The 23635-nt window shown below is 71.3% G+C and carries 18 protein-coding genes; 17 read left to right on the forward strand and 1 reads right to left on the reverse strand.

The window, feature by feature from the left end:
* The first annotated feature begins 139 nt into the window (after positions 1-139).
* The 17 genes from kdpF (at position 140) to WMF11_RS07770 (ending at position 22700) form a co-directional block, all read left to right on the forward strand.
* Entirely contained in the window at positions 140-232 is a 93-nt protein-coding gene (kdpF, locus tag WMF11_RS07690) for a K(+)-transporting ATPase subunit F (protein ID WP_437907772.1), read from the forward strand.
* Positions 229-1971, forward strand: a complete 1743-nt coding sequence (kdpA, locus tag WMF11_RS07695; RefSeq protein WP_437976980.1) for a potassium-transporting ATPase subunit KdpA — start codon at positions 229-231, stop codon at positions 1969-1971. The genes kdpF and kdpA overlap by 4 nt, the downstream gene beginning before the upstream one ends.
* Entirely contained in the window at positions 1968-4160 is a 2193-nt protein-coding gene (gene kdpB / locus WMF11_RS07700; RefSeq protein ID WP_437976981.1) for a potassium-transporting ATPase subunit KdpB, read from the forward strand. The genes kdpA and kdpB overlap by 4 nt, the downstream gene beginning before the upstream one ends.
* A 20-nt stretch (positions 4161-4180) precedes the next feature.
* Complete coding sequence (kdpC, locus tag WMF11_RS07705; RefSeq protein WP_437976982.1) at positions 4181-4753, forward strand: potassium-transporting ATPase subunit KdpC; 573 nt, start codon at positions 4181-4183, stop codon at positions 4751-4753.
* A 12-nt stretch (positions 4754-4765) separates the two neighbouring features.
* Positions 4766-7498 carry a DUF4118 domain-containing protein gene (locus WMF11_RS07710; protein WP_437976983.1) on the forward strand — a complete coding sequence of 911 codons (2733 nt, stop codon included), beginning with the start codon at positions 4766-4768 and terminating at the stop codon, positions 7496-7498.
* 16 nt (positions 7499-7514) lie between these two features.
* A complete protein-coding gene (locus tag WMF11_RS07715; RefSeq protein ID WP_437976984.1) occupies positions 7515-8219 on the forward strand; it encodes a response regulator in 705 nt (234 codons plus the stop codon).
* A 1501-nt stretch (positions 8220-9720) separates the two neighbouring features.
* Positions 9721-10320: a hypothetical protein gene (locus WMF11_RS07720; protein WP_437976985.1), complete on the forward strand. Its 600-nt coding sequence runs from the start codon at positions 9721-9723 to the stop codon at positions 10318-10320.
* On the forward strand, positions 10317-11504 hold the full coding sequence (locus WMF11_RS07725; protein ID WP_437976986.1) for a hypothetical protein: 1188 nt from the start codon (positions 10317-10319) through the stop codon (positions 11502-11504). Before WMF11_RS07720 ends, WMF11_RS07725 begins: the two co-directional genes overlap by 4 nt.
* A gap of 140 nt (positions 11505-11644) precedes the next feature.
* A complete protein-coding gene (locus tag WMF11_RS07730) occupies positions 11645-12793 on the forward strand; it encodes a hypothetical protein (protein WP_437976987.1) in 1149 nt (382 codons plus the stop codon).
* A gap of 323 nt (positions 12794-13116) precedes the next feature.
* Complete coding sequence (locus tag WMF11_RS07735) at positions 13117-14169, forward strand: FG-GAP repeat domain-containing protein (protein ID WP_437976988.1); 1053 nt, start codon at positions 13117-13119, stop codon at positions 14167-14169.
* Between the two features lie 116 nt (positions 14170-14285).
* Positions 14286-15509 carry a DNA polymerase IV gene (locus tag WMF11_RS07740; protein WP_437907784.1) on the forward strand — a complete coding sequence of 408 codons (1224 nt, stop codon included), beginning with the start codon at positions 14286-14288 and terminating at the stop codon, positions 15507-15509.
* Positions 15510-15538: 29 nt separating this feature from the next.
* Entirely contained in the window at positions 15539-16792 is a 1254-nt protein-coding gene (locus tag WMF11_RS07745; protein WP_437976989.1) for an outer membrane protein assembly factor BamB family protein, read from the forward strand.
* Positions 16793-16837: 45 nt separating this feature from the next.
* The gene (locus WMF11_RS07750) at positions 16838-18040 is read left to right on the forward strand and encodes an MFS transporter (protein ID WP_437907786.1); all 1203 of its coding nucleotides are present in this window, start codon (positions 16838-16840) and stop codon (positions 18038-18040) included.
* Positions 18041-18050: 10 nt separating this feature from the next.
* Positions 18051-18521, forward strand: a complete 471-nt coding sequence (locus WMF11_RS07755; RefSeq protein ID WP_437907787.1) for a hypothetical protein — start codon at positions 18051-18053, stop codon at positions 18519-18521.
* 373 nt (positions 18522-18894) lie between these two features.
* A complete protein-coding gene (locus tag WMF11_RS07760) occupies positions 18895-20043 on the forward strand; it encodes a hypothetical protein (protein WP_437976990.1) in 1149 nt (382 codons plus the stop codon).
* A gap of 563 nt (positions 20044-20606) precedes the next feature.
* On the forward strand, positions 20607-21908 hold the full coding sequence (locus WMF11_RS07765; protein ID WP_437976991.1) for a hypothetical protein: 1302 nt from the start codon (positions 20607-20609) through the stop codon (positions 21906-21908).
* A 246-nt stretch (positions 21909-22154) separates the two neighbouring features.
* On the forward strand, positions 22155-22700 hold the full coding sequence (locus WMF11_RS07770; RefSeq protein WP_437976992.1) for a dihydrofolate reductase family protein: 546 nt from the start codon (positions 22155-22157) through the stop codon (positions 22698-22700).
* A 637-nt stretch (positions 22701-23337) separates the two neighbouring features.
* Here the strand turns inward: WMF11_RS07770 and WMF11_RS07775 are convergent.
* Positions 23338-23577, reverse strand: a complete 240-nt coding sequence (locus WMF11_RS07775; RefSeq protein ID WP_437976993.1) for a hypothetical protein — start codon at positions 23575-23577, stop codon at positions 23338-23340.
* Positions 23578-23635 lie beyond the last annotated feature (58 nt).

The raw sequence follows: 23635 nt of genomic DNA on the forward strand, positions 1-23635 counted from the left end.
CGGCGCGGGCGCCGCGGCGCCTGCGGCGTCCGATGGCCCCTGATGAGGTCGCCATGGACATGGTCTACCTGGGACTGACAGTCTCCTGTTTTTTGCTGTTTGCAGGGCTCATCCAGCTCTGTGAAAGGGTCTGAGCGCCATGATCGCGTTCACCTGGATCTCGGGCATCCTCGCCCTGGGTCTCCTGTTTTACCTGATCTTCGCCCTCCTCAAGCCGGAGCGCCTGTCATGACCGCCATCGGCGCGCTTCAACTGGCGCTCTACCTCGCCGTCCTCATCGGCGTCTCCGTCCCGCTCGGCACGTACATGGCGCGGGTCTACCAGGGCGAGCGCGGCCTCATGGCCAGCGTCCTCGGGCCGCTCGAGCGGCTCGTCTACCGCGCCGCGGGCGTGCGTCCCGATCAGGAGATGCGCTGGAAGGACTACGCCTTCGCGGTGCTCGCGTTCAACCTGGCCGGGCTCCTCGTCCTCTATGCCCTCCAGCGGCTCCAGGGCGTCCTGCCGCTGAACCCCGAAGGCATGGCCGGCGTCCCGCCCGATCTCGCGTTCAACACCGCAGCGAGCTTCGCCTCCAACACGAACTGGCAGGCGTACGGCGGCGAGTCGACGCTCAGCTACCTGACGCAGATGGCCGGGCTCACCGTGCAAAACTTCGTGTCCGCCGCGACCGGAATGGCCGTGCTCGTCGCGCTGATCCGCGGGATCACGCGGAAGACGGCGGATACCGTCGGGAGCTTCTGGGTCGATCTCGTCCGGAGCACCCTTTACATCCTCCTGCCGCTCTCGCTCCTGCTCGCTGTCCTCCTCGTGTCCCAGGGGGTCGTGCAGGGCTTCGGCGAGTACCAGAGCGCGTCGCTGCTCCAGGCCGTCAAGGACCAGGGCGGTAACGCGGTCGTTCATCAGGTGATCCCGATGGGGCCCGCGGCGTCGCAGATCGCGATCAAGCAGCTCGGGACCAACGGCGGTGGGGTCTTCAACGTGAACTCGGCGCACCCGTTCGAGAACCCCACGGCCCTCTCGAACTTCCTCGAGATGCTCGCGATCCTGCTCATCCCCGCGGCGCTGTGCCACACGCTCGGCCGGATGGTGGGCGACAGGCGCCAGGGCTGGGCCGTCCTCGCCGCGATGACGGCCATCTTCGCTGTCCTCCTCGTCGCATGCGTCGCCTCGGAGCAGGCGGGCAACCCTGCGCTCTCCGCCCTGGGCGTCGATCAGGCGGCGAGCGCGCTCCAGGCCGGCGGCAACATGGAAGGGAAGGAGGCGCGCTTCGGCATCACGAGCTCCGCCCTCTGGGCGACAGCCACCACGGCGGCCTCGAACGGCTCCGTCAACGCGATGCACGACTCCTTCACGCCCCTCGGCGGGCTCGTGCCCCTCTGGCTCATGCAGCTCGGCGAGGTGGTCTTCGGCGGAGTCGGCTCGGGCCTCTACGGCATGCTGATGTTCGTCGTCATCGCCGTCTTCGTCGCCGGCCTGATGGTCGGCCGCACGCCGGAGTACCTGGGCAAGAAGATCGAGGCGTTCGAGATGAAGATGGCGTCCCTGGTCGTGCTCTTCCCGGCCATCACGGTCCTCACCGGCACCGCGATCGCCGTGATGACCGAGGGAGGGCAGACGGGCGTCTTCAACCCGGGGCCGCACGGGTTCAGCGAGGTGCTCTATGCGTTCTCGTCCGGCGCGAACAACAACGGCAGCGCCTTCGGCGGCCTCGGCGCGAACAGCCCCTTCTACAACACCGCCATCGGCGTCGCGATGCTCGTCGGCCGCTACGCGGTGATCGTCCCCGTGCTCGCGCTCGCGGGCTCACTCGCGAGGAAGAAGCTCGTGCCGGCCGGCCCGGGCACGCTGCCCACGCACACGCCGCTGTTCGTCGGGCTGCTGACGGGCACCGTCCTGCTCGTCGGAGCGCTCACCTTCGTCCCCGCGCTCGCGCTGGGGCCGGTCGTCGAGCACCTGGAGATGACGCGATGACCATGAACCTTCACACCGCCGGCCAGGCGATCGCCAAGGCGAAGCCCGGCGCCCCCGCGCCCCCGCCCCCCGAGCTGTCGCCGCCGCCGAGGCCGCGCCACCCGTCCCGCGACGTGGAGGGGAAGAAGACCGCGGCGAGGCCGCTCCTCGACCCGGCGATCGTCAAGCCGGCGATCGTCGCGGCGCTCCGCAAGCTCGACCCGCGCCACCAGGTGCGCAACCCGGTGATGTTCGTGGTCCTCGCCGGGAGCGCGCTCACCACGGCCCTGTTCGTGCACGCGCTCGTCGGGGAGGGCGAGGAGCCGGCCGGGTTCATCCTCGCCATCTCCCTCTGGCTCTGGTTCACCGTGCTCTTCGCGAACTTCGCGGAGGCCGTCGCCGAGGGCCGTGGCAAGGCGCAGGCCGACACGCTCCGCAAGGCGCGGCGCGACGTCGAGGCCGTGAAGCTCGCCCGCCCGGAGCGCGACGCGGAGCGGCTCGCCGTGCCCGCGTCGAGCCTCCGGAAGGGAGACCTCGTGCTCGTGGAGGCGGGCGCGATCATCCCCGGTGACGGCGATATCGTCGTCGGCGTCGCGTCGGTCGACGAGAGCGCCGTCACCGGCGAGAGCGCGCCGGTGGTGCGGGAGAGCGGCGGCGACCGGAGCGCCGTCACGGGCGGGACGCGCGTCCTGTCCGACTGGCTCATCCTCCGCATCTCCGCGAACCCCGGCGAGGCGTTCCTCGACCGGATGATCTCGATGGTGGAAGGGGCGAAGCGGAAGAAGACGCCGAACGAGATCGCGCTCGACATCCTGCTCGCCGCGCTCACGATCGTGTTCCTCCTCGCGACCGTGACGCTGCTGCCGTACTCGGTCTTCGGCGTCCGGGCGGCAGGGCAGGGGACCCCGATCAGCATCACCGTGCTCACGGCGCTGCTCGTGTGCCTGATCCCGACCACCATCGGCGGGCTGCTCTCGGCGATCGGCATCGCCGGCATGGACCGCATGATCCAGGCGAACGTCATCGCCATGTCGGGCCGCGCGGTCGAGGCCGCGGGCGACGTCGACGTGCTGCTGCTCGACAAGACCGGCACGATCACGCTCGGCAACCGGCAGGCGACGGAGCTCATCCCCGCCGACGGGGTCGAGGCCAGGGCGCTCGCCGACGCCGCGCAGCTCGCGTCGCTCGCCGACGAGACCCCCGAAGGGCGCAGCGTCGTCGTGCTCGCGAAGGAGAAGTACGGCCTGCGCGAGCGCGATCTCTCGGCCCTCGGCGCCCGCTTCGTCCCCTTCACCGCGCAGACCCGGATGAGCGGCGTCGACAGCGGCGCGCGCGAGATCCGGAAGGGCGCCTTCGACGCGATCGAGGCCTACGTCAAGGAGAAGGGCGGCGCGGTCCCGGCCGCGGTGCGCGCGGTGACCGAGGCCATTGCCCGGAAGGGCGGCACGCCGCTCGTGGTCGCCGAGGGGGGTGAGATGCTGGGCGTCATCCACCTCAAGGACATCGTGAAGGGCGGCATCAAGGAGCGCTTCGGCGACCTCCGGCGCATGGGCATCAAGACGGTGATGATCACGGGCGACAACCCGCTCACCGCCGCCGCCATCGCCGCCGAGGCCGGCGTCGACGACTTCCTGGCGCAGGCCACGCCCGAAGCCAAGCTGAAGATGATCCGCGATTACCAGGCGGGCGGTCGGCTCGTCGCCATGACCGGCGACGGGACCAACGACGCCCCCGCGCTGGCGCAGGCGGACGTCGCGGTCGCCATGAACACGGGCACGCAGGCCGCGAAGGAGGCCGGGAACATGGTCGATCTCGACTCGAACCCGACCAAGCTCATCGAGATCGTCGAGATCGGCAAGCAGCTCCTGATGACGCGGGGCGCGCTCACGACCTTCAGCCTGGCGAACGACGTCGCCAAGTACTTCGCCATCATCCCGGCGGCCTTCGTCTCGACGTACCCTGCGCTCGGGCGGCTCAACGTGATGGGGCTCGCCACGCCGCGGAGCGCGGTGCTCTCCGCGGTGATCTTCAACGCGCTCGTCATCGTCGCGCTCATCCCGCTCGCGCTCCGGGGCATCCGCTACCGGTCCGTCGGCGCGGAGCGGATGCTCCGCAGGAACCTGCTCGTCTACGGCCTCGGCGGGCTCGTCGTGCCGTTCGTGGGGATCAAAGGGATCGATCTGCTCCTGTCCGCCCTCGGCCTCACCTGAGGTCCCAAGGAAAGAACACCATGCTCGCGCACCTGCGACCCGCCCTCGTCCTCCTCCTCGTCCTCACCGGCCTCACGGGGTTCGCCTACCCGCTGCTCTCGACCGCCATCGCGCAGGCCGCGTTCCCCCATCAGGCGAACGGCAGCCTCGTGCTCCAAGGCGGCCGCGTGGTCGGATCGAGCCTGCTCGGCCAGCCGTTCCACGACCCGCGCTATTTCTGGGGACGGCCCTCGGCGACGAGCCCTGTCCCCTACGCGGGGCAGGCCTCCGCCGGGAGCAACCTCGGGCCCACGAACCCTGCCCTGGCCGAGGCGGTCAAGGCCCGGGTCGACGCGCTCCGCGCCGCGGATCCCGAGGGCGCCGCGCCGGTGCCGGTCGACCTGGTGACGGCCTCCGGCAGCGGACTCGATCCGCACATCAGCCCCGCGGCGGCGGAGTACCAGGTGCGGCGCGTGGCGCGCGCGCGGAATCTGGCAGAGGACGACGTGCGCCGCCTCGTCGCGCGGTACACGGAGGGGCGCCTGCTCGGCCTCCTCGGCGAGCCCCACGTGAACGTGCTCCTCCTGAACCTCGCCCTCGACGGCGCCCGCTGAGGAGAGCGCGAGGTGGTGGACGCAGGCGACGATCGGCCGGATCCCGAGGCGCTGCTCGCCGCGGCCCGCGAGGAGGAGGAGCGCGGGAAGAAGGGCAAGCTCAAGATCTTCTTCGGCGCCGCGCCCGGGGTCGGCAAGACGTACGCGATGCTGGAGGCGGCGCGGTCGCTCCGCGAGGAAGCGGTCGACGTCGTCGTCGGCTGGGTCGAGACGCACGGGCGCGCCGAGACGGAGGCGCTCCTCGACGAGCCCCCGCCGCTGCCGCGCCTGCCGGCGATCGAGGTCGAGCACCGCGGCAGGACGCTGCGCGATTTCGACCTCGAGGCCGCGCTGAAGCGCCGGCCGAAGCTCCTCGTCGTCGACGAGCTCGCGCACACGAACGCGCCGGGGCTCAGGCACCCGAAGCGCTGGCAGGACGTCATGGACCTGCTCGACGCCGGGATCGACGTCCATACCACCGTCAACGTCCAGCACATCGAGAGCCTGAACGACGTGGTGGCCCAGGTGACCGGCGTCGTGGTCCGGGAGACGGTGCCCGACTCGATGATCGAGCGCGCCGACGAGATCGAGCTCATCGACCTTCCCCCGGACGACCTCCTCGAGCGGCTGCGCGAGGGCAAGGTCTACCTCTCGGAGCAGATCGAGCGCGCGGCGAGCAACTTTTTCCGCAAGGGCAACCTCATCGCCCTGCGCGAGCTCGCCCTGCGGCGCACCGCCGAGCGCGTCGACGATCAGATGCGCGGCTACATGCGCGCCCACGGGATCCAGAAGACGTGGGCCGTCGCCGAGCGGATCGTCGTCTGCGTCGGCCCGAGCCCCATGTCGGCGCGGCTCATCCGGGCGACGCGGCGGATGGCCGGCGGCCTGAAGGCGGAGTGGCACGCGGTCTACGTGCAGACGCCGGCCCAGGCGCGGCTGTCCGAGGCCGATCGCGCGCGGGTCGACCGGAACCTCGCGCTCGCCGAGCGCCTCGGCGCCACCACGGTCCAGCTCCACGGCGCGGAGGTCGCCGCGGAGGTGCTGCGGTACGCCAGGCAGCACAACGTCAGCAAGATCGTCGTCGGCAAGCCGACCCACCCCCGCTGGAAGGACTTCGTCTACGGCTCGCTGCTCGACGATCTCGTGCGGCGGAGCGGCGACATCGACGTCCACGTCATCCAGGGGGTGGCGGAGGCGGCGAAGCCGGAGCCCGGGCCGCCGGAGCGGCGCGGGCTCCGGCCGCTGGCCTACGCCTGGGGCGCGTGCGCGGCCGTGATCTGCACGCTGGTCTCGTGGCTCATGCACCCGTTCTCCGATCTGGCGAACCTGATCATGGTGTACCTGCTCGGGGTCGTCTTCGTCGCGAGCCGCTTCGGCGCCGGGCCCTCGGTGCTCGCGTCGGTGCTCGGCGTCGCCGCCTTCGATTTCTTCTTCGTCAAGCCGTACCTGACCTTCGCGGTCGGCGACCTCCGCTACCTCCTCACGTTCGCCATCATGCTGTGCGTGGGCCTCGTCATCGCCAGCCTCACCGCGCGCATCCGCGGCCAGGCCGAGAGCGCGAGCGAGCGCGAGCAGCGCACCGCGGCGCTCTACGCGATGAGCCGGGAGCTGGCCGCCCTGCGTGGGATCGACAAGCTCGGCCTGGCCGCCGCGCGCCATGTGCGCGAGGTCTTCGAGGCCGACGCCGTCGTCCTCCTGCCCGGCCCCGACGGGCGCCTCGCCGTCCGGGCGGGCACGGCCGAGGATCTGGTCGCGGGGGAGCAGGAGCGGGCGGTCGCGGAGTGGGCGTATACGCGCGGCAAGGCAGCGGGCGCCGGCACCGATACGCTCCCGAGCGCGAGCGCGATGCACCTGCCGCTCCAGGGCTCCTCCGGGCCGATCGGCGTCCTCAGCGTCCGCCCGAGCCGACCGTGGCCGTTCCTCGACCTGAGCCGGCGCGAGCTGCTCGGCGCCTTCGCCACGCAGACGGCGCTTGCGCTGGAGCGCGCCCTGCTCGCGAGGCAGGCCCAGCGCGCCCGGCTGCAGGCGCAGGCGGAGGAGCTCCGCAACGCCCTCCTGAGCTCCGTCTCGCACGATCTGCGCACGCCGCTCGCCACCATCACCGGCGCGGCGGGGGCGCTGCTCGATGACGGCAACGACGGGGCGGCGCTCGACCTGGCCGCTCGCCGCGATCTGACGCAGACGGTGCTGGAGGAGGCGCAGCGGCTGGAGCGCCTCGTGCGCAACCTGCTGGACATGACGCGGCTCGAGTCCGGGGCGCTCGCGGTCAGGAAGGAGTGGCTGCCGCTGGAGGAGGTCGTCGGGGCTGCGCTGAACCGGGTCGAGGAGCACCTTCAAGGCCGGGAGGTCTCGATCGAGCTCGACCGGGCGACGGAGCTCGTCCCGATGGATGGTGTGCTGATCGAGCAGGTGCTCATCAACCTGCTCGAGAATGCGATCAAGTACACGCCCGCCGGCAGCCCGATCGGGATCCGGGGGTTCACCGAGGGGAACGTGGCCACGCTCGAGATCAAGGATCGCGGTCCGGGCATACCGCCCGGCGAGGAGGAGAGCCTCTTCGAGAAGTTCCACCGGGGGCGCGGCCACACGCAGCGGGGCATCGGCCTCGGCCTCACGATCTGCCGTGGCATCGTGACCGCGCACGGCGGGCGGATCACGGCGGAGAACCGGCCTCACGGGGGCGCGACCTTCCGCGTGACGCTGCCCATCGAGGGCTGCCCGCCGAACCTCGCCGCCCCGGAGCTGCCGGCGGCGGCGGGCGCTTGATAACGTGGCTGGGCGAATGTCGGACGCGTCCCCCCTCGTGCTGCTGATCGAGGACGAGCCGCAGATGCGCCGGTTCCTGCGCGCGATGCTGGCGGCCCGCGGCTACCGGCTCGTGGAGGCGGAGACGGGCAGCGACGGGATCGCCCAGGCGACGACGCGCAATCCGGATCTCGTGCTCCTCGATCTGGGGCTCCCGGACATGGACGGCCTGGAGGTGACCCGGCGGCTCCGGGAGTGGAGCGCCGTCCCCATCATCGTGCTGTCGGCCCGCGGTCAGGAGCAGGACAAGATCGACGCGCTGGACGGCGGCGCCGACGATTACCTGACCAAGCCGTTCAGCGCCGGCGAGCTCCTGGCGCGGCTGCGCGTGGCGCTGCGCCACGCCGCCAGCGCGGCGCGCGGGGCGACGGCGGAGGGCCACCGCTTCGCGGTCCAGGACATCGAGGTCGATCTCGCGCGCCGGGTCGTGCTGCGGGCGGGCGAGGAGGTCCACCTGACTCCTATCGAGTACAAGCTGCTCACGACGCTGATACGGCACGCGGGCAAGGTCCTCACCCATCGCCAGCTCCTCGGCGAGGTGTGGGGGCCTGCCTACGCGGGGCAGGCGCACTACCTGCGCGTCTACATGGCGCAGCTCCGGCACAAGCTGGAGCGCGATCCGGCGCGCCCGTCGGTCCTGATCACGGAGCCAGGCGTGGGCTACCGGCTCAAGAGCCCTTGAGTCGAGCCTGGCATGAAGCGGCACAGGCGTTAACCACGCTTCCCGCAGCGTCCTCCTACATCCGAACGTTTACGTGGTCGTGGTCGTGGTCGTGGTCGTCAACGATAGGCCGTGAACGTCCACGATCACATAAACGTTCACGTTGGTGACCGATGGGGGCGGGGTTCGTGCCCTGAACGTGACCGAACGATCTTGGTTAACGCCTATGCCCCTCTCCCCTTGGCGTCCTTGGCGGGTTGGCGGTTTTTTGCTGATCCGGGGCAACTTCCCGCAGTAGAGCCAGTACTACAGCCGCACGTCGCGGAATCTCCGCGGATTTTGATGAGCAGGCGGACGATCGTGACGCATGGCTCGTCCGCACACTGGTGAAGCCCAGCTCGTTCGGCGCTCACCGACGTGCGGCTGTAGTACTAGAACATTGATCACGTTGAAACCTGGAGAATTTTCACAGGGAGGCGAGGAGGCGGGGAGGAAGAAAGAATGACTTTTTTTCTCTTGCCGTCTCTCGCTCCCCGCCTCCCCGTCTCCCTGTGAAATTCCTGCTTTTTCTCGTGGTTTTAACCCGTTTGTCGCTCTAGCGGTCGGTCGCGCTGCAAAGTCCACTTAGTGGAGTGGGGTGTCCGGGATGCGCCGCGCGAGTGTCCGGAACGCGGGTGGCGTCGATGTGGTTCCGGACATCACCGCCGAGCCAGGCAGGGGCGACCGCCGGTGCGCCGAGGGCAGCGGAGCTAGCCAGGGACGACCGCGGCGGACCGGGGCGCCTCCCACCGCGGGCGGGCGTGGCCTCCAACCCCGCGCACCGGGAGGCGCGTTTTACAAACAGACCCGGAAAGCTCCGCGCAATTTCAGAATATGAGCACACTTCTTTTCCCCTCCGAAGGCTCCTCCCGCGACCACACATGGAATTCCGTTCACGCTGCCGCGGTGGAAATTCTCCCCCGCGCGCTTCGGCTCCTGGGGGTCGCCGAGCCCGACATCGACGACGTCGTGCAAGAGGTCCTGCTCGCGGCGTACGAGAGCCTGGATCGGTTCGACCCCGCCTGGTCCCCGCCGGAGGGCGAGGCGTGGATCGCCAGCCATCCGCCGCGCCGGGACGGCCGGCGCCAGCACAGCAGCCCCGAGGCCCGCTGGGTGTTCGGGATCGCGTGGCGGAAGGTCAGCCACCACCTGGACCGCGCCTACCGCCGCCGCGAGGTGCCGGACGGCCTGCGTCCGGCGTCGCGCTACCAGACCGTCGATCCCGCGCCGCTCAGCGAGGAGCGCATCGCGGAGCAAGAGCGGCTGGAGGTCGCGAGGGACGTGCTCTTGACGATCGCGCCCGAGCGGCGGGTCCTCCTGGTCCTTCACGAGGCCTACGAGGTGCCGCTCGTCGACATCGCACGCGAGCTCGGCCTCAACTACAACACCGCCAGCAACCGGCTGCGCCTTCCGGGAGGACTACCGTGCCGCGGTCAAGCGGCTGCGCCCGGAGCGGCGACAGGCGCTGCGCGCCTGCTGGCTCGTGTTTCCCCTGGCGTCGGACTTCCTTGTGCGCGACGGCGGCGCGAGCGCCGCCGCACCGCCGGCCGGCGTGCCGCACGCGCCTGCCGGCCCGGGCCTGCGATCGTGGCTCGCCCGGCTCGGCCGCACCCTCGGCTCGGCCGCGGCGGGCGGCGCCGCGACCGCGGCCGTACTGCTTGCCCTCGCCCCGCCGCGGCCCCTCTGGGCTCACCGCTTCGAGGCGGCGCTGGCCTATGAGCTCCCCGCGACCAGCGCCGGCCTTGCAGCACCCCTGCCGGAGCCGTCGCAGCAAACCCCGGAACCGCGGCCGGCGGCGCCGGCGGCCGACGCGCCCGCGCGCCCGTGCCCGGCCGCGCCGCGGGCGGCGCCGCTGGCGGGCGCGCGGGAGGACGCCTTCGCGGAGGAGCGCCGGCTGCTCGCGGCGGCGCAAGAGCGCCTCTCCACGGGCGATCCCGCCGGGGCGCTCCGGCAGCTCGCCGCGCACGAGGCACGGTTCCCCGCAGGGCGGCTGAAGTCCGTGCGAGAGCAGCTTCGCACGGCGGTCCAGGCGCGCCTCGCCCATCCGGAGCCGGGCGCGTCAGGAAGAGAGCCGGCGCGATGAGCCGGTCCAGGGCGAGACCGAGGCCGGGGCTCGGCGTGCCACCGGCCCGCGGCCGCCGCGCCACCGGACCGCTCCGGGGCGCGGGGCGCTCGGCGCGCGCGGGGCGCTCGGCGCGATCCGCCGTGGCGGCGGCCACCGTCCTGCTCGGCGCCGGGGACGCGCGCGCCGCGCCGGACGCGCCGCGCGCGGCGATGCGGATCGAGGTCGTGCGGGGCCCGGGCGCCGAAAGCTGCCCCGGCGACGCGTTCCTGCGCGCGGAGGTGGCGCGCCGGATCGGCGCCGACCCGTTCCAGGACGACGCGCCGCAGGTGCTCACGGTCCGCATCGCGCAGGAGGGGCCGGAGCTCACCGCCTTGCTGGCGCTGCGCGACGGCGCGGGCGATACCCGGTGGGCTGACGGGTTCGGCACCCGGAGCGGCTGCGAGGAGCTGCTCTCCGGCGTGGCCCTGGCGATCGTGGCGCGCGTCCTGAGCGCGCCGGAGCGGGCATCCCCGCCGCCCGAGCCCTCGCCGCCGCCCGAGCCCTCCTCGCAGTCGCCCGAGCCCTCGCCGCCGGAGCCCTCCTCGCCGCCCGCGGCGTCGCCCCCGCAAGCGCAGCGCGCCGCGCCGGAGCCAGCTCGGCCGGCCGAGCCGTCGCAGGCGTTGTCTCGGCCGGAGGCGGCGCCGGCTCCGCCGGAGCGCCTGCGGTTCGAAGCGGGGCTCGGGGCGACCCTGGGCCTGGGGATCACGCCGGGAGCCGCGGCCGGGATGACGCTCTCCTTCGGTGTTCGCCGGCACGACTGGTCGATCGCGGTGGAGGGGCGCGGGCTCGTGTCCCTGGCGCAGGAGGTGGAAGGCATGTTCGTGGAGCCGACGGCGTTCACCGCGGCGACCGTGGGCTGCTATCGAGGCCGCCTCCTGTTCGGATGCGGGCTCGCCACCCTCGGTGCTGTCCGATTCACTCCTCGGACGCCGTGGACCATGGGCTCACGCAGCGATGCTATCTTGAGCTTCGGGGGGCGGCTCGGTGCCGATTGGCCCCTCTCCAGCAGGTGGTCCGTGCTCGGGTACGCCGAGGCGACCGGGATTGTGAACGATGCGGTGCTCAGGCGTGGGGCGTACGACACCGCGACGCCGGCGCCGCTCGAGTGGACGTCTCCGCTGATAGGCACAGCCTTCGGGCTGGGCATTACGGCTGCGTACTGAACTACCTTTGGAAAAGTCGCGCTCTGCCACGACCGTCGGGCGAGAAATTCGGAGAGGACATGGGAATGGCGAACGCAATCGGCCGCATGAAACAAGAGGGTTGTTGTGCGCGCGGGGCGGTCTCGGGTAGCCTGCGCGGCATGCGCACCTGCTTCTGTCTGATGGTGGGCCTTCTTTTGCTTCCGGGCTGCGGCGAAGATCCGACGGTCTACGGCCCGTGTCAGCCGAGCGAGTGGGGCAAGACGGCAGTGTGCCCCTATCCCGAGGCGGGCACGGGGGATGCGGGCGATGGCGGGGATGGGGGCGGAGGCGAGGGCGGCGGTGCAGGGACAGGCGGTGGCGACGAGACCGCCTGCGCCGGCAATTGCGTCCCACCGGCGCCGCTGGGCTGGTTCGGCCCGGCGCTCCTTTGGTTCGGCCCGCGGGACCAGGTACCCGCATGCCCCGCCGCCGCGCCGAACGTCGGCTATGAGGGGTTCGCCGACCTGGCGCCCGCGCCGCTCGCCTGCGCGGCCTGCCTGTGCGATCCGCCCGACGCGGCCGCAGCCTCGTGCCAGCTCCCGCTGGGCTGGTCGGCGCATGCATCTTCGGCGTGTCCCGGCGACCCCGGCGGCGTCGAGACCACCTTCGCCGCGCCCGACGGCTGGGACGGCGCCTGCACAGCCTCGACCGCGATCCCCGCGGGCCAGGACTGCGGCGGGCAGCCGTGTGTACAGTCGATCTCGATCGATGCGCCGGTCGTGCTGGTCACCGCCGCCGCCGCCTGCACGCCCAGGGTCGACGAGCCCCCGCCGCCGGCGCTCCTCGATCCCTGGCAGACCCGGGCGCTCGCCTGCGTGCCCGGCGCCTACACGGAGTGCCTGGGCGACCGGAGCACCTGCATGCCGTCGCCGGAACAGCCCGGGGTCCCGCCGCCCGGCGGCTTACTGACGTGCATCTTCCACGAGGGCGATGTGACGTGCGAGGCGCCGTACCTGGACAGGCACGTCTTCTACGGCGGCGCCGATGACACGCGCGGCTGCTCCGAATGCGCCTGTGGCGAGCCGGAGGGCGCGTCGTGCACCATCATGGCCTCGGTCTACAGCGACGGGGCGTGCGCCGAGCAGGTCGCATCGATCCTCGTCAGCTCCATGGCGCCATTCTGCGGGGTCACGCCGCCCGGCGTCGCCCTCGGCAGCAAGTCGGCGGAGGTCGTGGCCGTGGATCCCGGCGGCTGCGCCCCGAGCGGCGGCGAGCCGATCGGCGAGCTGCTGCCGGCCGAGCCGTCGACGTTCTGCTGCCAAGCGTAGCGTTCCCACGGGCATCGGCGCTCCGAGTGAGGACGTCTGTACCGTTCTTCCCACTTCTTCGAGAATTCGAAGAAGAATGCGGTACGGAGCCAGCGAGGGCCGCGACCACCGCTCTCGCATGGGGGCCCGAGCGCTCGCTGCGATAGGATTGAAATGCGGCGGAGAGCGCCGCCCTCGAACGCCGGTCGCGGATGGACCGCCGCTTGCCGTCCCACGAGGCGCGTGAGCGGCGTGCCCACGGGCGAGGTCGCGCATCCCCCCGGGATCGGCGGCCGTGCCGCGCACGCGGCGCAAGAGAGGCGAGCGTGACGAGTCCTGTGGTCGTGAGCAAGTATCTGTGTGCCGCCGCTGCGATTCACGCCGTGCTCGGCTGCGCGGCCGGCGTCGACCTGCCCGACGAGGGCGGAGCCGCGGCGGCTGCGACGCCCACCCTCGGGGTCGCAGAGCAGCGGGCCAGCACCTACGGGTGGCGGGTCATCGAGGTGATCGACTATAATTTCGACGGAAAGCAGGATTTGCTCTGGATCGACCCCGAGCGCAGCCTCATGGCCGTATGGTTCATGGACGGAGTCCAGCTGCTCACGCCGGGCCCGACCCTTCGCGGGCCGCCCGGCGGAGGCTGGTTCGCCATAGGGCACGACTTCAACCAAGATGGCCTGGCGGACGTGATCTGGCGTCACGATGAGCGCGACCTGATCACGATCTGGCTGACGGACGGAGGCCGGCCGTTCGCGCAGGGCCCGATGCTCCCCGGGCCGCGCGGCGACGGCTGGGTGATCCGGCCGAACGACTTCAACCGCAACCTCGCCTCGGATGTGCTCTTTTACAGTGAGGAGCAGAACCTGATGACGGTGTGGCTGATGGATGGCGTCCAGCTGCTCGCGCCGGGCCCGTTCATCCCGGGGCCGGGCGGCGACTGGGAGATCGGCCCCATACCCGACTTCAACTTCGATCGCATCGCGGATGTGATCTGGAATGACGAGGTGCACAACCTGATGACGGTGTGGCTGATGAGCAACACGGAGGTCATCGGGCGGGGGCCGGTGATCCCCGGGCCGATGGGCGAGGGATGGGACATCCTCTGGGCGGCCGACTTCAACGCTGACGGCATGTCGGACGTGCTCTGGACCAACGAGGAGAGGGGCCTCGTGGCGATCTGGCTGATGAACGGCGTCGAGCTCCTCGACGCGGGGCCGGTGATCCCCGGGCCGATCGGCGACGGCTGGACAGCGGTCGCCGCCGGCGACGTCAACGCCGATCTGATGTCGGATGTCGTGTGGCAACGCCTGGGGACGAGCCAGGTTGCGGTGTGGTTGATGAACGGCACCCACGTCCTCTCGCCAGGGCCGGTGATCCTGGGCCCCCCCGGCGGCTGACCCGACCCGGGCGGCTCGCGGGGCGCGCCAACGGATGATTCCGCCCCGCGCGCGGCCTGGCTGGCCCGATTCACCGCGGCGCGCGGGCGGCGAGGCGGTACAGAAGAGCAGCACCGATGCGACAGATCCTCCACATCGACATGGACGCGTTCTTCGCGTCGGTCGAGCAGCTCGACGATCCATCGCTGCGAGGCCGCCCCGTCCTGGTGGGCGGCGCCTCCCGGCGGGGCGTCGTCGCGGCCGCGTCGTACGAGGCGCGCGTCTCGGGCGCCCGCTCGGCGATGCCCATGGTCGAGGCGCTCCGCCGCTGCCCGCAGGCGATCGTCGTGCCGGTGCGGCACGCCCGCTACGCCGAGGTGAGCGCGCAGGTCTTCGCGATCTTCCGCCGCTTCACGCCGCTCGTGGAGGGGCTGTCGCTCGACGAGGCGTTCCTCGACGTGACCGCGAGCCGCGCGCTCTTCGGCGACGGCGAGGCGATCGCGGCGCAGATCAAGCGCGCGATCCGCGACGAGACCGGGCTCACGGCCTCCGCCGGCGTCGCGCCCTGCAAGTTCGCCGCGAAGATCGCGAGCGACCTGCGGAAGCCCGACGGCCTCGTCGTGGTCCCCGGCGACGTCGCCGCGTTCCTCGCGCCGCTGCCGCTCGAGCGCATGTGGGGCGTGGGCCCCCGCGCGGCCGAGCGGCTGCGCGCGGCGGGGCTCGCGACGATCGGTGATCTCGCGCGTTGCCCCGCGCCGCGCCTCCACGAGCTGCTCGGCCCCGCGTGGGGAGAGCACGTGCGGCTGCTCGCCGCGGGCGTCGACGAGCGCGCGGTCGTCCCGGGCCGCGCGGCGGAGTCGATCGGCGCGGAGGAGACCGTGGAGGAGGACCTCCGGGGCAGGGAGCCGATCGAGCGCTGGCTGCTCGATCTGTCGGGCCGCGTGGCGCGGCGCCTGCTCAAGGCGGGCCTGTCCTGCCGCGCGGTGGTGGTGAAGCTCAAGTACTCGGACTTCACGCTGCGGACGCGCCAGACGACGCTGTCCGAGCCGGTCAGCGACACGGACTCGATCTACACCTGCGCGAAGGGGCTGCTCTCGCGCTTCGATCTCTCGCGGCCGGTGCGGCTCGTCGGCGTCGCCGCGAGCGACCTGACGAGCGAGACCGGCGGCCCGACGCTGAGCCTCTTCCCTGTCGCCTCCGAGCGCCGCCGGCGCCTCGAGGGCGTCGTGGCGGAGGTGGCCGAGCGCTTCGGTGGGATGGGGCTCACCCGCGCGGCGCTGCTGGAGCCCCCGCCCTCGGGCCGCGCGGCGTCGCGCGCGGCCCCGGGTGAGCGCGAGAAGAAGAGCGAGAAGAAGAGATAGACAGTCGCGAGCTCGTGTAGAGTGGGACGATGGCTCGGATCGTCGATTCCAGGTGTCCGCGCTGCGGCGCCCCGCTGCCGATTCAGCCGGCGATGGATGCAGTCACCTGCCAGTACTGCGGCGCGCGGTCGCTCGTCGATCGCGGCAGGAAGCCGACCACCGCGCCGATCCCGCAGGGCATGCACGTCGTCCGGGTCGCCCCGCCGTCCAGCAACGCGGCGGGGGTCATCGTGATGTCGGTCGTCATGGCCATGGTCGTGGCCGGCGCGGCCGCCGGCGCCTTCATGTTCAGCGCGTCGGGGCCGTCCAAGGGCCGGTCGACACCGCTGCTCGGCCTGGGACCGAACACGTACTTCAGCGATCGGCCCATGCTCGCCGACGTGAACGGCGACGGCGCGCCGGACGTGATCGGCAAGAGCAACGTCCCCGGCGGCGAGGAGTGGATCGCGGCCTACGACGGGCGCGACGGCAAGCCGATCTGGAAGACGGCGGCGCTCACCAAGGACGCGGCCAATCACGAGGCGCGGCGCGCGATCGTCTCCGGCCGTCTGATCTCGATCGACGCGCTCGGCAAGGCGCAGGCCTATGATCTGCGCACCGGGACGCCGTCGTGGTCGGCGTTGCTCGGTGAGAAGGCGAGGCGGCTGTGCCAGGGCGACGGCGTCATCGTCGTCGAGACGGTCGACGACGCGAAGCACGGGCTCGATCCGGCGAGCGGGACGCGGCGCGAGCTCGCGAAGGGCGCGGCCTGCAAGACGGTCCCGAGCTCGATCCAGGAAGAGGCGCCCGGTTACCGGTTCGCCCGCTGGCACGAGTTCGACGAGCTCGGCCTGCCCGGGTCACATGAAGTCGAGGGCATGTCGGTGAGCGGCGCGATCATCCCGAGCGGGCCCGGGCCGCGGTTCCTGCTCGGCGGCCGGAGCAAGGGCAGCCAGGTCGGCATGGTGGCCGCGGTGGACAAGAAGAAGGTCCTCTGGAAGATGGTGGTGCCCGGCGTCGACCCGCTGACCACGAGGCCGACGGGGGTGGATGCGGGGGCCTATGAAGGCGGGTTCCTGGTCGTCCCTTACGACATGAAGGATCACAAGGACGGCACGCGCCTCGCCTGCTTCGAGGCCGGCACCGGCAAGCGGCTGTGGGACGTGCAGGTCCACAAGAAGTCGCAGGTCTCGTCCGGGATCTCGATCTCGGCGAACGACGTCTTCTTCGCCAGCTGGACGGCGCTCTACGTGTTCTCGCTGAAGACGGGGCAGCTCAGGTACATGATCGGGACCGAGTTCTAGGCGTCCGGCGCGCCCGCGGCAGCGCGGGCTCAACGACTCCCCGCCATGTCGTCCGTCCAGCAGAACCCCTGGCGCATCTGCGTCTACCACGGCGTTCAATCGCTGATGTTCCCGGCGGCCATCTTCCCGCTGTTCTGGACGCAGGACATCGGCATGAGCGTGGCCACCATGATGGCCGTGCAGGGCGCGTTCAGCCTGAGCATCGCGCTCTTCGAGTTCCCGTCGGGCTACATCGCCGATCGCCTGGGTCACCGACGCGCGCTCGTGATCGCCTCTTTTTGCATCCTCGCCGGCTGGGTCCTCTACGCGCTCTCGCGCGGGCTCTGGTCGGTGCTGCTCGCCGAGCTCGTGCTCGGCGTCGGGTTCTCGCTCGTCTCGGGGGCGGACTCCGCGCTCCTCTTCGACTCGCTGCGAGAGCAGGGCAAAGAGCACGAGTTCGCCCGCTGGTACGGACGCATGCGGTCGATCGCGCAGATCGCCTCGGGGAGCGCCGCGCTCGCCGCGGGCTTCCTTTACGCGCGCTGGTCCCGCCTGCCGTTCGCGATGGAGGCCGCGGCCTGGGCGCTCGCGGCGGGGATCGCCCTCCGGTTCGGCGAGACCCGGCGCGCCGAGCCAAAGGTCGAGGACCACCTGGGCCGCATGCGCGCGATCGTGCGCGACGCGCTGTTCGAGCGCGCCGACTTCCGCGCGGTGCTGCTGCTCGGCGTCGCGCTCGCGCTCGCGTCGTACCTGCCGACGTGGCTCATGGCGCTGTACGCGACCGAGGCCGGCGCCCCCGTCGCGTGGATTGGCCCCATGTGGGCCCTCGCGAGCTTCACCACCGCGCTCGGCTCGATGCTGAGCGAGCGCGCCGGCCGCCGCCTCGGCATGACGGGGACGCTGCTCGCGTGCGTCGTCCTGGTCGCGATCGGGTACCTCGGCCTCGCGCTCTCGCGCCACGTGCTCGGGGTCGCGTTCTATTTCCTGCTGACGCTCGTGCGCGGGCTGCACATGCCGCTGCTCCACCACGAGGAGCAGCGCCTCGCGCCCGACGGGGATCGCGCGAGCTGCGTCTCGCTCCGCAGCTTCCTCTTCCGCCTCGCCTTCGTGCTGCTCGGGCCCGTCGTGGGGATGGGCGTCGATCGCTACGGGCACCGCCCCGTGCTGTGGGCCTCGGGCGCGCTCCTCGTCGCGCTGACGGGCGCGGCGTTCGGCCTGTTCGTCGCGCGCGCGGCGCGGCGTGATGAGGCGCGGGCGCCGCGGTGCTAGGGCGCCTGCCATGAAGAAGATCGAGAGAGAGGAGGAGGCGGACCGGCTCATCGAGCGCGTGGGCGCCGGGTCCTGGGACGTCATCCACGGGATCCTGGAGCGGCAGTTCGCCGTGCTCCACAACCGCGCTCAGGTGCTCATCGGTCTGTGCGGCATCGTCATCACCACGACCGGCTTCTCCGGCCGCCTCATCGCCGGCACCAGCCCCCACGCGCAGGGGCTGATCATCGCCGGCGTGGCGATCGTCCTGCTCTCCGCGACCCTGATCGTCTGGGGTGTGCAGCACATCCGCTGGCTCACCGAGCAACCGGGCGACGACCTGCGCGGCTGGGTCTTCGCCTCGCTCGCCTACCGCGATCGCAAGACCACGATCTACCGTGTCGCCATCGCGTTCCTGCTCGTCGGCCTCTCGTTTTATGTGATCGCCATTGCCATGATGCTACTCCACCCCACCGCCGCCCCGTCGCCCGGTGGGCGCTGAGCCCTGCGCCCCCGATGAGGCCGCTCTCTCTCTCTCGGTGCCGCGCGCCGCGGTCGCCTCGACACCGCACCACGGCCGAGCAGCCAGGGAAGCTCGGCCGCTGGCGCCGGCGGGCGCCCGCGCTCCGGACGCGACTTCGCAGGTGGCATGATGTGGCCTCTTCACGCGCATTGGCGCCGGCGTCGGTGATCGCGAAATGAGCTGAACTGTAACGACGGATCCGCACGTCCGTGTTGTTGAGAAGTTGCTCTGTCCAGGATAGTCTCGTCCGGTGCTGTTTGGCTCGGAGGAGCTCGGGCGTGGTCGGAGCCGCTGAAGGCGAACGGCGGCATTGGCCGCGGGGCCTCGCGGGATGGATCTAGGAGGGGCTAGGATGAGAACAGTTCGTTCTACGGCGGGGTGTGGGTTGTTGGTTTTCGCGTTCGCCGTCATGGGTTGCACGGACAACCCCGCGATCGAGGACGGTACGGGCGGGGGCTTCCCCTTCCCCCCGAGCACATCCTCGGGCTTGACGGGCGCGAACAGCAGCACGAGCGGCGGAGCGACCACCGGTGATAGCGGCGCAGGTGGTGGTGCCGGCGGCGGTACGGGTGGAGGCGTCGTTGATCCGGGCGATGGCTGCCCTGGCTGCGCGCGGCTCTCCGTGCCGCTCACGAGGGCGATGCAGGCCACGCAGTTCATGATCTTCTTTCACAAGCAGGTCGACCTGACCGGCGCGACCGTCACGTTCCGCGTGAGGACCCGTGCCGGCACGAGCGGCGGTCTGCAGCCGTTCGTGCAGAACGGGGCCGATCTCAATTATGCGAACATCGGCTACTCGTGGAACGCGCTTGTCGACCTGGGAGAGTGGACGGATCTCAAGATCGATGTCGATGCGCTGGCTCCGGCGAATACCACCTTCAACCGCACCGTGGTGGAGATGATCGGGGTTCAGGTCACGGCGGGCAACACGGGGCCCTGGGCCAATCCGACCGTTGTCGATGTCGACTACGTCACGGTCACGAGACCCGGCACAGGCGAAGGGGCTCCGAGCAGCGAGCGCTTCTTCTTCGGCCCTAGCGGGGAGCGCGGCGAAGGCGGCGCTGGGGGCGAAGGCGGCGCCGGGGGGATGAGCGGCACCGGAGGCGCGGGCGGCACCAGCGGCGATGGCGGCGCCGGGGGTATGAGCGGCGCAGGAGGCGCGGGTGGGGTGGCCGGGGCCGGAGGCGCGGGCGGCGAAGGCGGCGAAGGCGGCGGCAGCGCGAGCAGCAGCAGCGCGAGCAGCAGCAGCAGCGCGAGCAGCAGCAGCAGCGCGAGCAGCAGCAGCAGCAGCGCGAGCAGCAGCAGCGCGAGCGGAGGAGGCGGCGCAGGCGGCGCAGGCGGCGCAGGCGGCGCAGGCGGCGAAGGCGGCGAAGGCGGCGGCCCCAGCGTCGATGTGATTCATGTGATGGGTCCGTACGAGTTCACGACGAGCGAGGAGCCGATGGAGGTCAACAATTACCAGCCCGTGGAAGGCTCGACGGTGACCCACGTCGCCCCGTGACCCCTGGCTATCCCGTGGCGCCCTTGTACCCCGTCAGGGAGGTCCACGAGACGTGTTGAAGCATCCATCTGCACCGATCTGACGACGGTTCCGGGCGCGACGGCGAGGGGCTCGGCACGCTCGACGAGCCGAGCGCGCTGCCGCGTCCGGAGGTGCCTTGAATGAACGAGGTGCGCTTTCGGTGGCGTCGTCGCGGCGACGACGGTCGCTGATGAAGCGATTGGCATGAGAGCGCGCTGATTGGCGCTCTCGGGATGCCGCGCTGTGCTCGGGCTCGACTCCACAGGTGGTCTCATGTGGCTGCCGCGCCCCGCTTTGCTCGACTCCACAGGTGGTCTCATGTGGCTGCCGCGCTCGCAGCGGCGCCAGCGCCGGGCGATGCCAAGCGCGTTGGGTTCTGGTGACGTATTCGCACGTCCGGGCTGTTGAGAAAGTCGTCTGTCCAGGATAATGTCGCTCCTTGCGGGGCTGGCTCGGCAGAGATCGAGTGCGGTGAGAGCCGCTCCGGCGAACGGCGGCTTCGGCCGCGCAGCCTCGCCGGGGCCTATCCAGGAGGGGTCACGATGAGATCAGTTCTTTCTTTGGCGGCGTACGGGGTGCTGGTCGGCGCGTTCGCCATGACAGGTTGCGGTGACGACGAGTCGACCGGCAGCGGCGGTGCGGGCGGGACGGGCGGCGGGAGCTCGTCCACCTCCAGCACGTCGTCGAGCTCGACCAGCTCGGGCTCTGACGGCGGCGGCGGCGCGGGTGATGGCGGTTCAAACGCGGATGGCGGCGGTGGTTCGAGCGACGGCGGCGGCGGTTCGAGCGACGGCGGCGGAGGGTCGAGCGACGGCGGCGGCGGTTCGAGCGACGGCGGCGGAGGGTCGAGCGACGGCGGCGGTGGTTCGGGCGATGGCGGCAGCAGCCCGGGTGTCGGCGGCGGCGGCAGCTCGGGCGAAGGCGGCGGCGGCTCGGTCCCGGAGGAGCGTTGCTCCGGCTGCGCGCGGCTGTCCGTGCCGTTCACGACCGCGAATACCGCGACGCAGTTCTTCATCGAGTTCGCCTCGGTGGTCGATCTGACGGGGAGCACGGTCACGTTCCGTGTGAAGACCCACGCCGGCACCAGCGGCGGCGTGCAGCCGTTCGTGCAGAACGGGGTGGACCGGTCCTATGCGAACATCGGCTACTCGTGGAATCCGATCGCCGGGCTGGCAGACTGGCAAGAGATCACGATCGATGTCGACGCGTTGGCCGGGTCGAAGCCCTCCTTCGAACGCAAGGAGGTGAAGTTGATCGGACTTCAGCTCACGGCGGGCGGCACCGGGCCCTGGACCAACCCGACCGTCGTCTACGTCGACTCCATCACCGTCACGAAACCCGGCGCTCCGAGCGCCGCGCGAGGCGCCGCACCGAGCGGCGAGCGCGGCGAGGGCGGCGCCGGAGGTGCGGGTGGCGCAGGCGGGTGGAGCGGCGAAGGTGGCGCAGGCGGGTGGAGCGGCGAAGGTGGCGCCGGCGGCGAGAGCGGCGTGGGCGGCGAAGGCGGCACGGCCGGTGTCGGCGGCGCGGGCGGCGAAGGCGGCACGGCCGGTGTCGGCGGCGCGGGCGGCGAAGGCGGCACGGCCGGTGTCGGCGGCGCGGGCGGCGAAGGCGGCACGGCCGGCGTCGGCGGCGCGGGCGGCGAAGGCGGTTCGGCCGGCGTCGGCGGCGCGGGCGGCGAAGGCGGTTCGGCCGGTGTCGGCGGCGCGGGCGGTGAAGGCGGCGGCTCCGGTGGAGAGGTGATCCACGTGGTGGGTCCGTTCGAGTTCACGACCGGCGCGGAGCCGATGGAGATCGGCAACTACAGGCCGGTGGCCGGCTCGTTGCTGACCCACATCGCCGAGTGATCCCGGGCCAGCCGGGGAGCACGCTGCGCCGGACGCAGCGAAGCGCGCAAGGCGCGCCAGAGCATCCAACAACAGCCTGAACTCGTGAGAACGCCAGCCGGAGGGGCTCGACAGCCCCCCGGCGAGCTTTCTCTGGTTGCGCTGGCGCGAGCTGCGCGATGAGAATGGCTTCGACGCGCCAGGACCCGGCGCGCTCGATGGGCCGACCCACGGCGAGCTCAGGACAGCGCTTCAAGGAGGATTCGAATGAGAAAGATCGTCTATGACGTCGCGGTGACGGTCGACAACTTCATCTCGCACGAGGACGGCTCGGTGAACGGCTTGGTGATGCAAGGAGAGCACGCCGCCGATTACGTCGAGCGCCTGAAGGGCTACGACACCGTCGTGATGGGGCGAAGGACGTACGAGTGGGGCTATCCCTTCGGGCTCGTCCCGGGGAAGCGAGCCTACCCGCACATGGCGCATTACATCTTCTCGAAGACCCTCCGCTTCGGCGAGGGCGCCGAGGTGGAGGTCGTGGACCGTGACGAGATCGCGGCCCTGAAGCGGCTGAAGGAGGGCGACGGGACCGATATCTATCTCTGCGGGGGCGGCGCCTTCGCCGGCTTCCTCCTCGATCACGACCTCGTCGATCAGCTCGTCCTCAAGGTGAATCCCATCGTCTTCGGGCACGGGGTCCGGCTCTTCGGCGGCAGCACCAGGAAGGTCGAGCTGGCGCTGCTCGGCGCGACGTCGTACGCGAACGGCGTGTCGCTCCTCCGGTACGACGTGAAGCGCGGGGGCGCCGCGTAAGGGGTCGCCCGCGGCGATCGCGTGCCGCTCGATTCCGCGGCGGCGCGATCGTCGGCGGGCGCTGAGCGCCGCACCTCGACGGGGCTGAGCCTGTCGCCGGGGCGGACAATGCCAACAGGCTTGAGACGGGCCGCACGCCGCGTTCAACGACAAGGGCGGGACGCTCGTGTACATGCACGCTTGGCCGTCGTGCCGCTCTCGCGTGTCGAGCGCGTGAAGGACGCCTCTGGATGCGGTGCGCGTGGCGGCGTGCATGGGGTCGCGAGCCTCTGGAGAGGCGACCTTTGCGTCTGTTCGCACCCGAAGCGCGCGGAGCGTCGCTCAACGTGGCAGAAATTTGAACTTGACCGCGAGAAGCGAATCGACCAAATGATGTGGGCTACCTTTCAGGCTTACATTAGTTTCTGATTTTCTTCTGATCGAGAAGGGGGCATCCGTGCCGGGGGACGTGGGCCGCGATGGGGCATTTGGCCGGAAGCCGAGCTCTGCGTCCCCGTGTGCGGCGTGCGATCCCCGACCGCTCTCGATCGCAAGCCTCATCGCGCTCCATACCATGGGGGCCTGATGGGCTTTTCTTCCTGCCAGGGGAGTATCCATGACGCGTGTCCGTTTCGTGCTTCGGGGTTTACCTTCCGCATCATCCATATGGCTCACCGCGCTCCTCGCCGGAGCGATCTTCCTGAGCGGCCTCGGATGCGCGCTCGACGCCGGTCCGCCGGGGGGTGACGAGCTGCGTTTTCGCTTCCCTGGCCAGGCGGCACAGGTGCTCGAGAGCGACGAGGGGTTCGTCGCGATCGACGAAGGCTTCGCGCTCGCCTCGACAGGCGGCTCGACCCGCGAGATCGAGGCTCTGTTCGAGCGCCGCGGCGGGCTGCATGCCGCGCTGCCCGCGAGCGGAGAGGGGAAGGTCCGCTTCCATCTGCCCGGCGGCTTCG

Source organism: Sorangium sp. So ce295, assembly GCF_051527405.1.
Classification (GTDB): domain Bacteria; phylum Myxococcota_A; class Polyangia; order Polyangiales; family Polyangiaceae; genus Sorangium; species Sorangium cellulosum_B.

Excerpts from the sequence above, each read along its gene's own strand:
- kdpF (WP_437907772.1), top strand. The coding sequence starts at position 140 with ATGATCGCGTTCACCTGGATCTCGGGCATCCTCGCCCTGGGTCTCCTG.
- kdpA (WP_437976980.1), top strand. The coding sequence starts at position 229 with ATGACCGCCATCGGCGCGCTTCAACTGGCGCTCTACCTCGCCGTCCTC.
- kdpB (WP_437976981.1), top strand. The coding sequence starts at position 1,968 with ATGACCATGAACCTTCACACCGCCGGCCAGGCGATCGCCAAGGCGAAG.
- kdpC (WP_437976982.1), top strand. The coding sequence starts at position 4,181 with ATGCTCGCGCACCTGCGACCCGCCCTCGTCCTCCTCCTCGTCCTCACC.
- WMF11_RS07715 (WP_437976984.1), top strand. The coding sequence starts at position 7,515 with ATGTCGGACGCGTCCCCCCTCGTGCTGCTGATCGAGGACGAGCCGCAG.
- WMF11_RS07725 (WP_437976986.1), top strand. The coding sequence starts at position 10,317 with ATGAGCCGGTCCAGGGCGAGACCGAGGCCGGGGCTCGGCGTGCCACCG.
- WMF11_RS07730 (WP_437976987.1), top strand. The coding sequence starts at position 11,645 with ATGCGCACCTGCTTCTGTCTGATGGTGGGCCTTCTTTTGCTTCCGGGC.
- WMF11_RS07740 (WP_437907784.1), top strand. The coding sequence starts at position 14,286 with ATGCGACAGATCCTCCACATCGACATGGACGCGTTCTTCGCGTCGGTC.
- WMF11_RS07745 (WP_437976989.1), top strand. The coding sequence starts at position 15,539 with ATGGCTCGGATCGTCGATTCCAGGTGTCCGCGCTGCGGCGCCCCGCTG.
- WMF11_RS07750 (WP_437907786.1), top strand. The coding sequence starts at position 16,838 with ATGTCGTCCGTCCAGCAGAACCCCTGGCGCATCTGCGTCTACCACGGC.
- WMF11_RS07755 (WP_437907787.1), top strand. The coding sequence starts at position 18,051 with ATGAAGAAGATCGAGAGAGAGGAGGAGGCGGACCGGCTCATCGAGCGC.
- WMF11_RS07760 (WP_437976990.1), top strand. The coding sequence starts at position 18,895 with ATGAGAACAGTTCGTTCTACGGCGGGGTGTGGGTTGTTGGTTTTCGCG.
- WMF11_RS07765 (WP_437976991.1), top strand. The coding sequence starts at position 20,607 with ATGAGATCAGTTCTTTCTTTGGCGGCGTACGGGGTGCTGGTCGGCGCG.
- WMF11_RS07770 (WP_437976992.1), top strand. The coding sequence starts at position 22,155 with ATGAGAAAGATCGTCTATGACGTCGCGGTGACGGTCGACAACTTCATC.
- WMF11_RS07775 (WP_437976993.1), bottom strand. The coding sequence starts at position 23,577 with ATGCAGCCCGCCGCGGCGCTCGAACAGAGCCTCGATCTCGCGGGTCGA.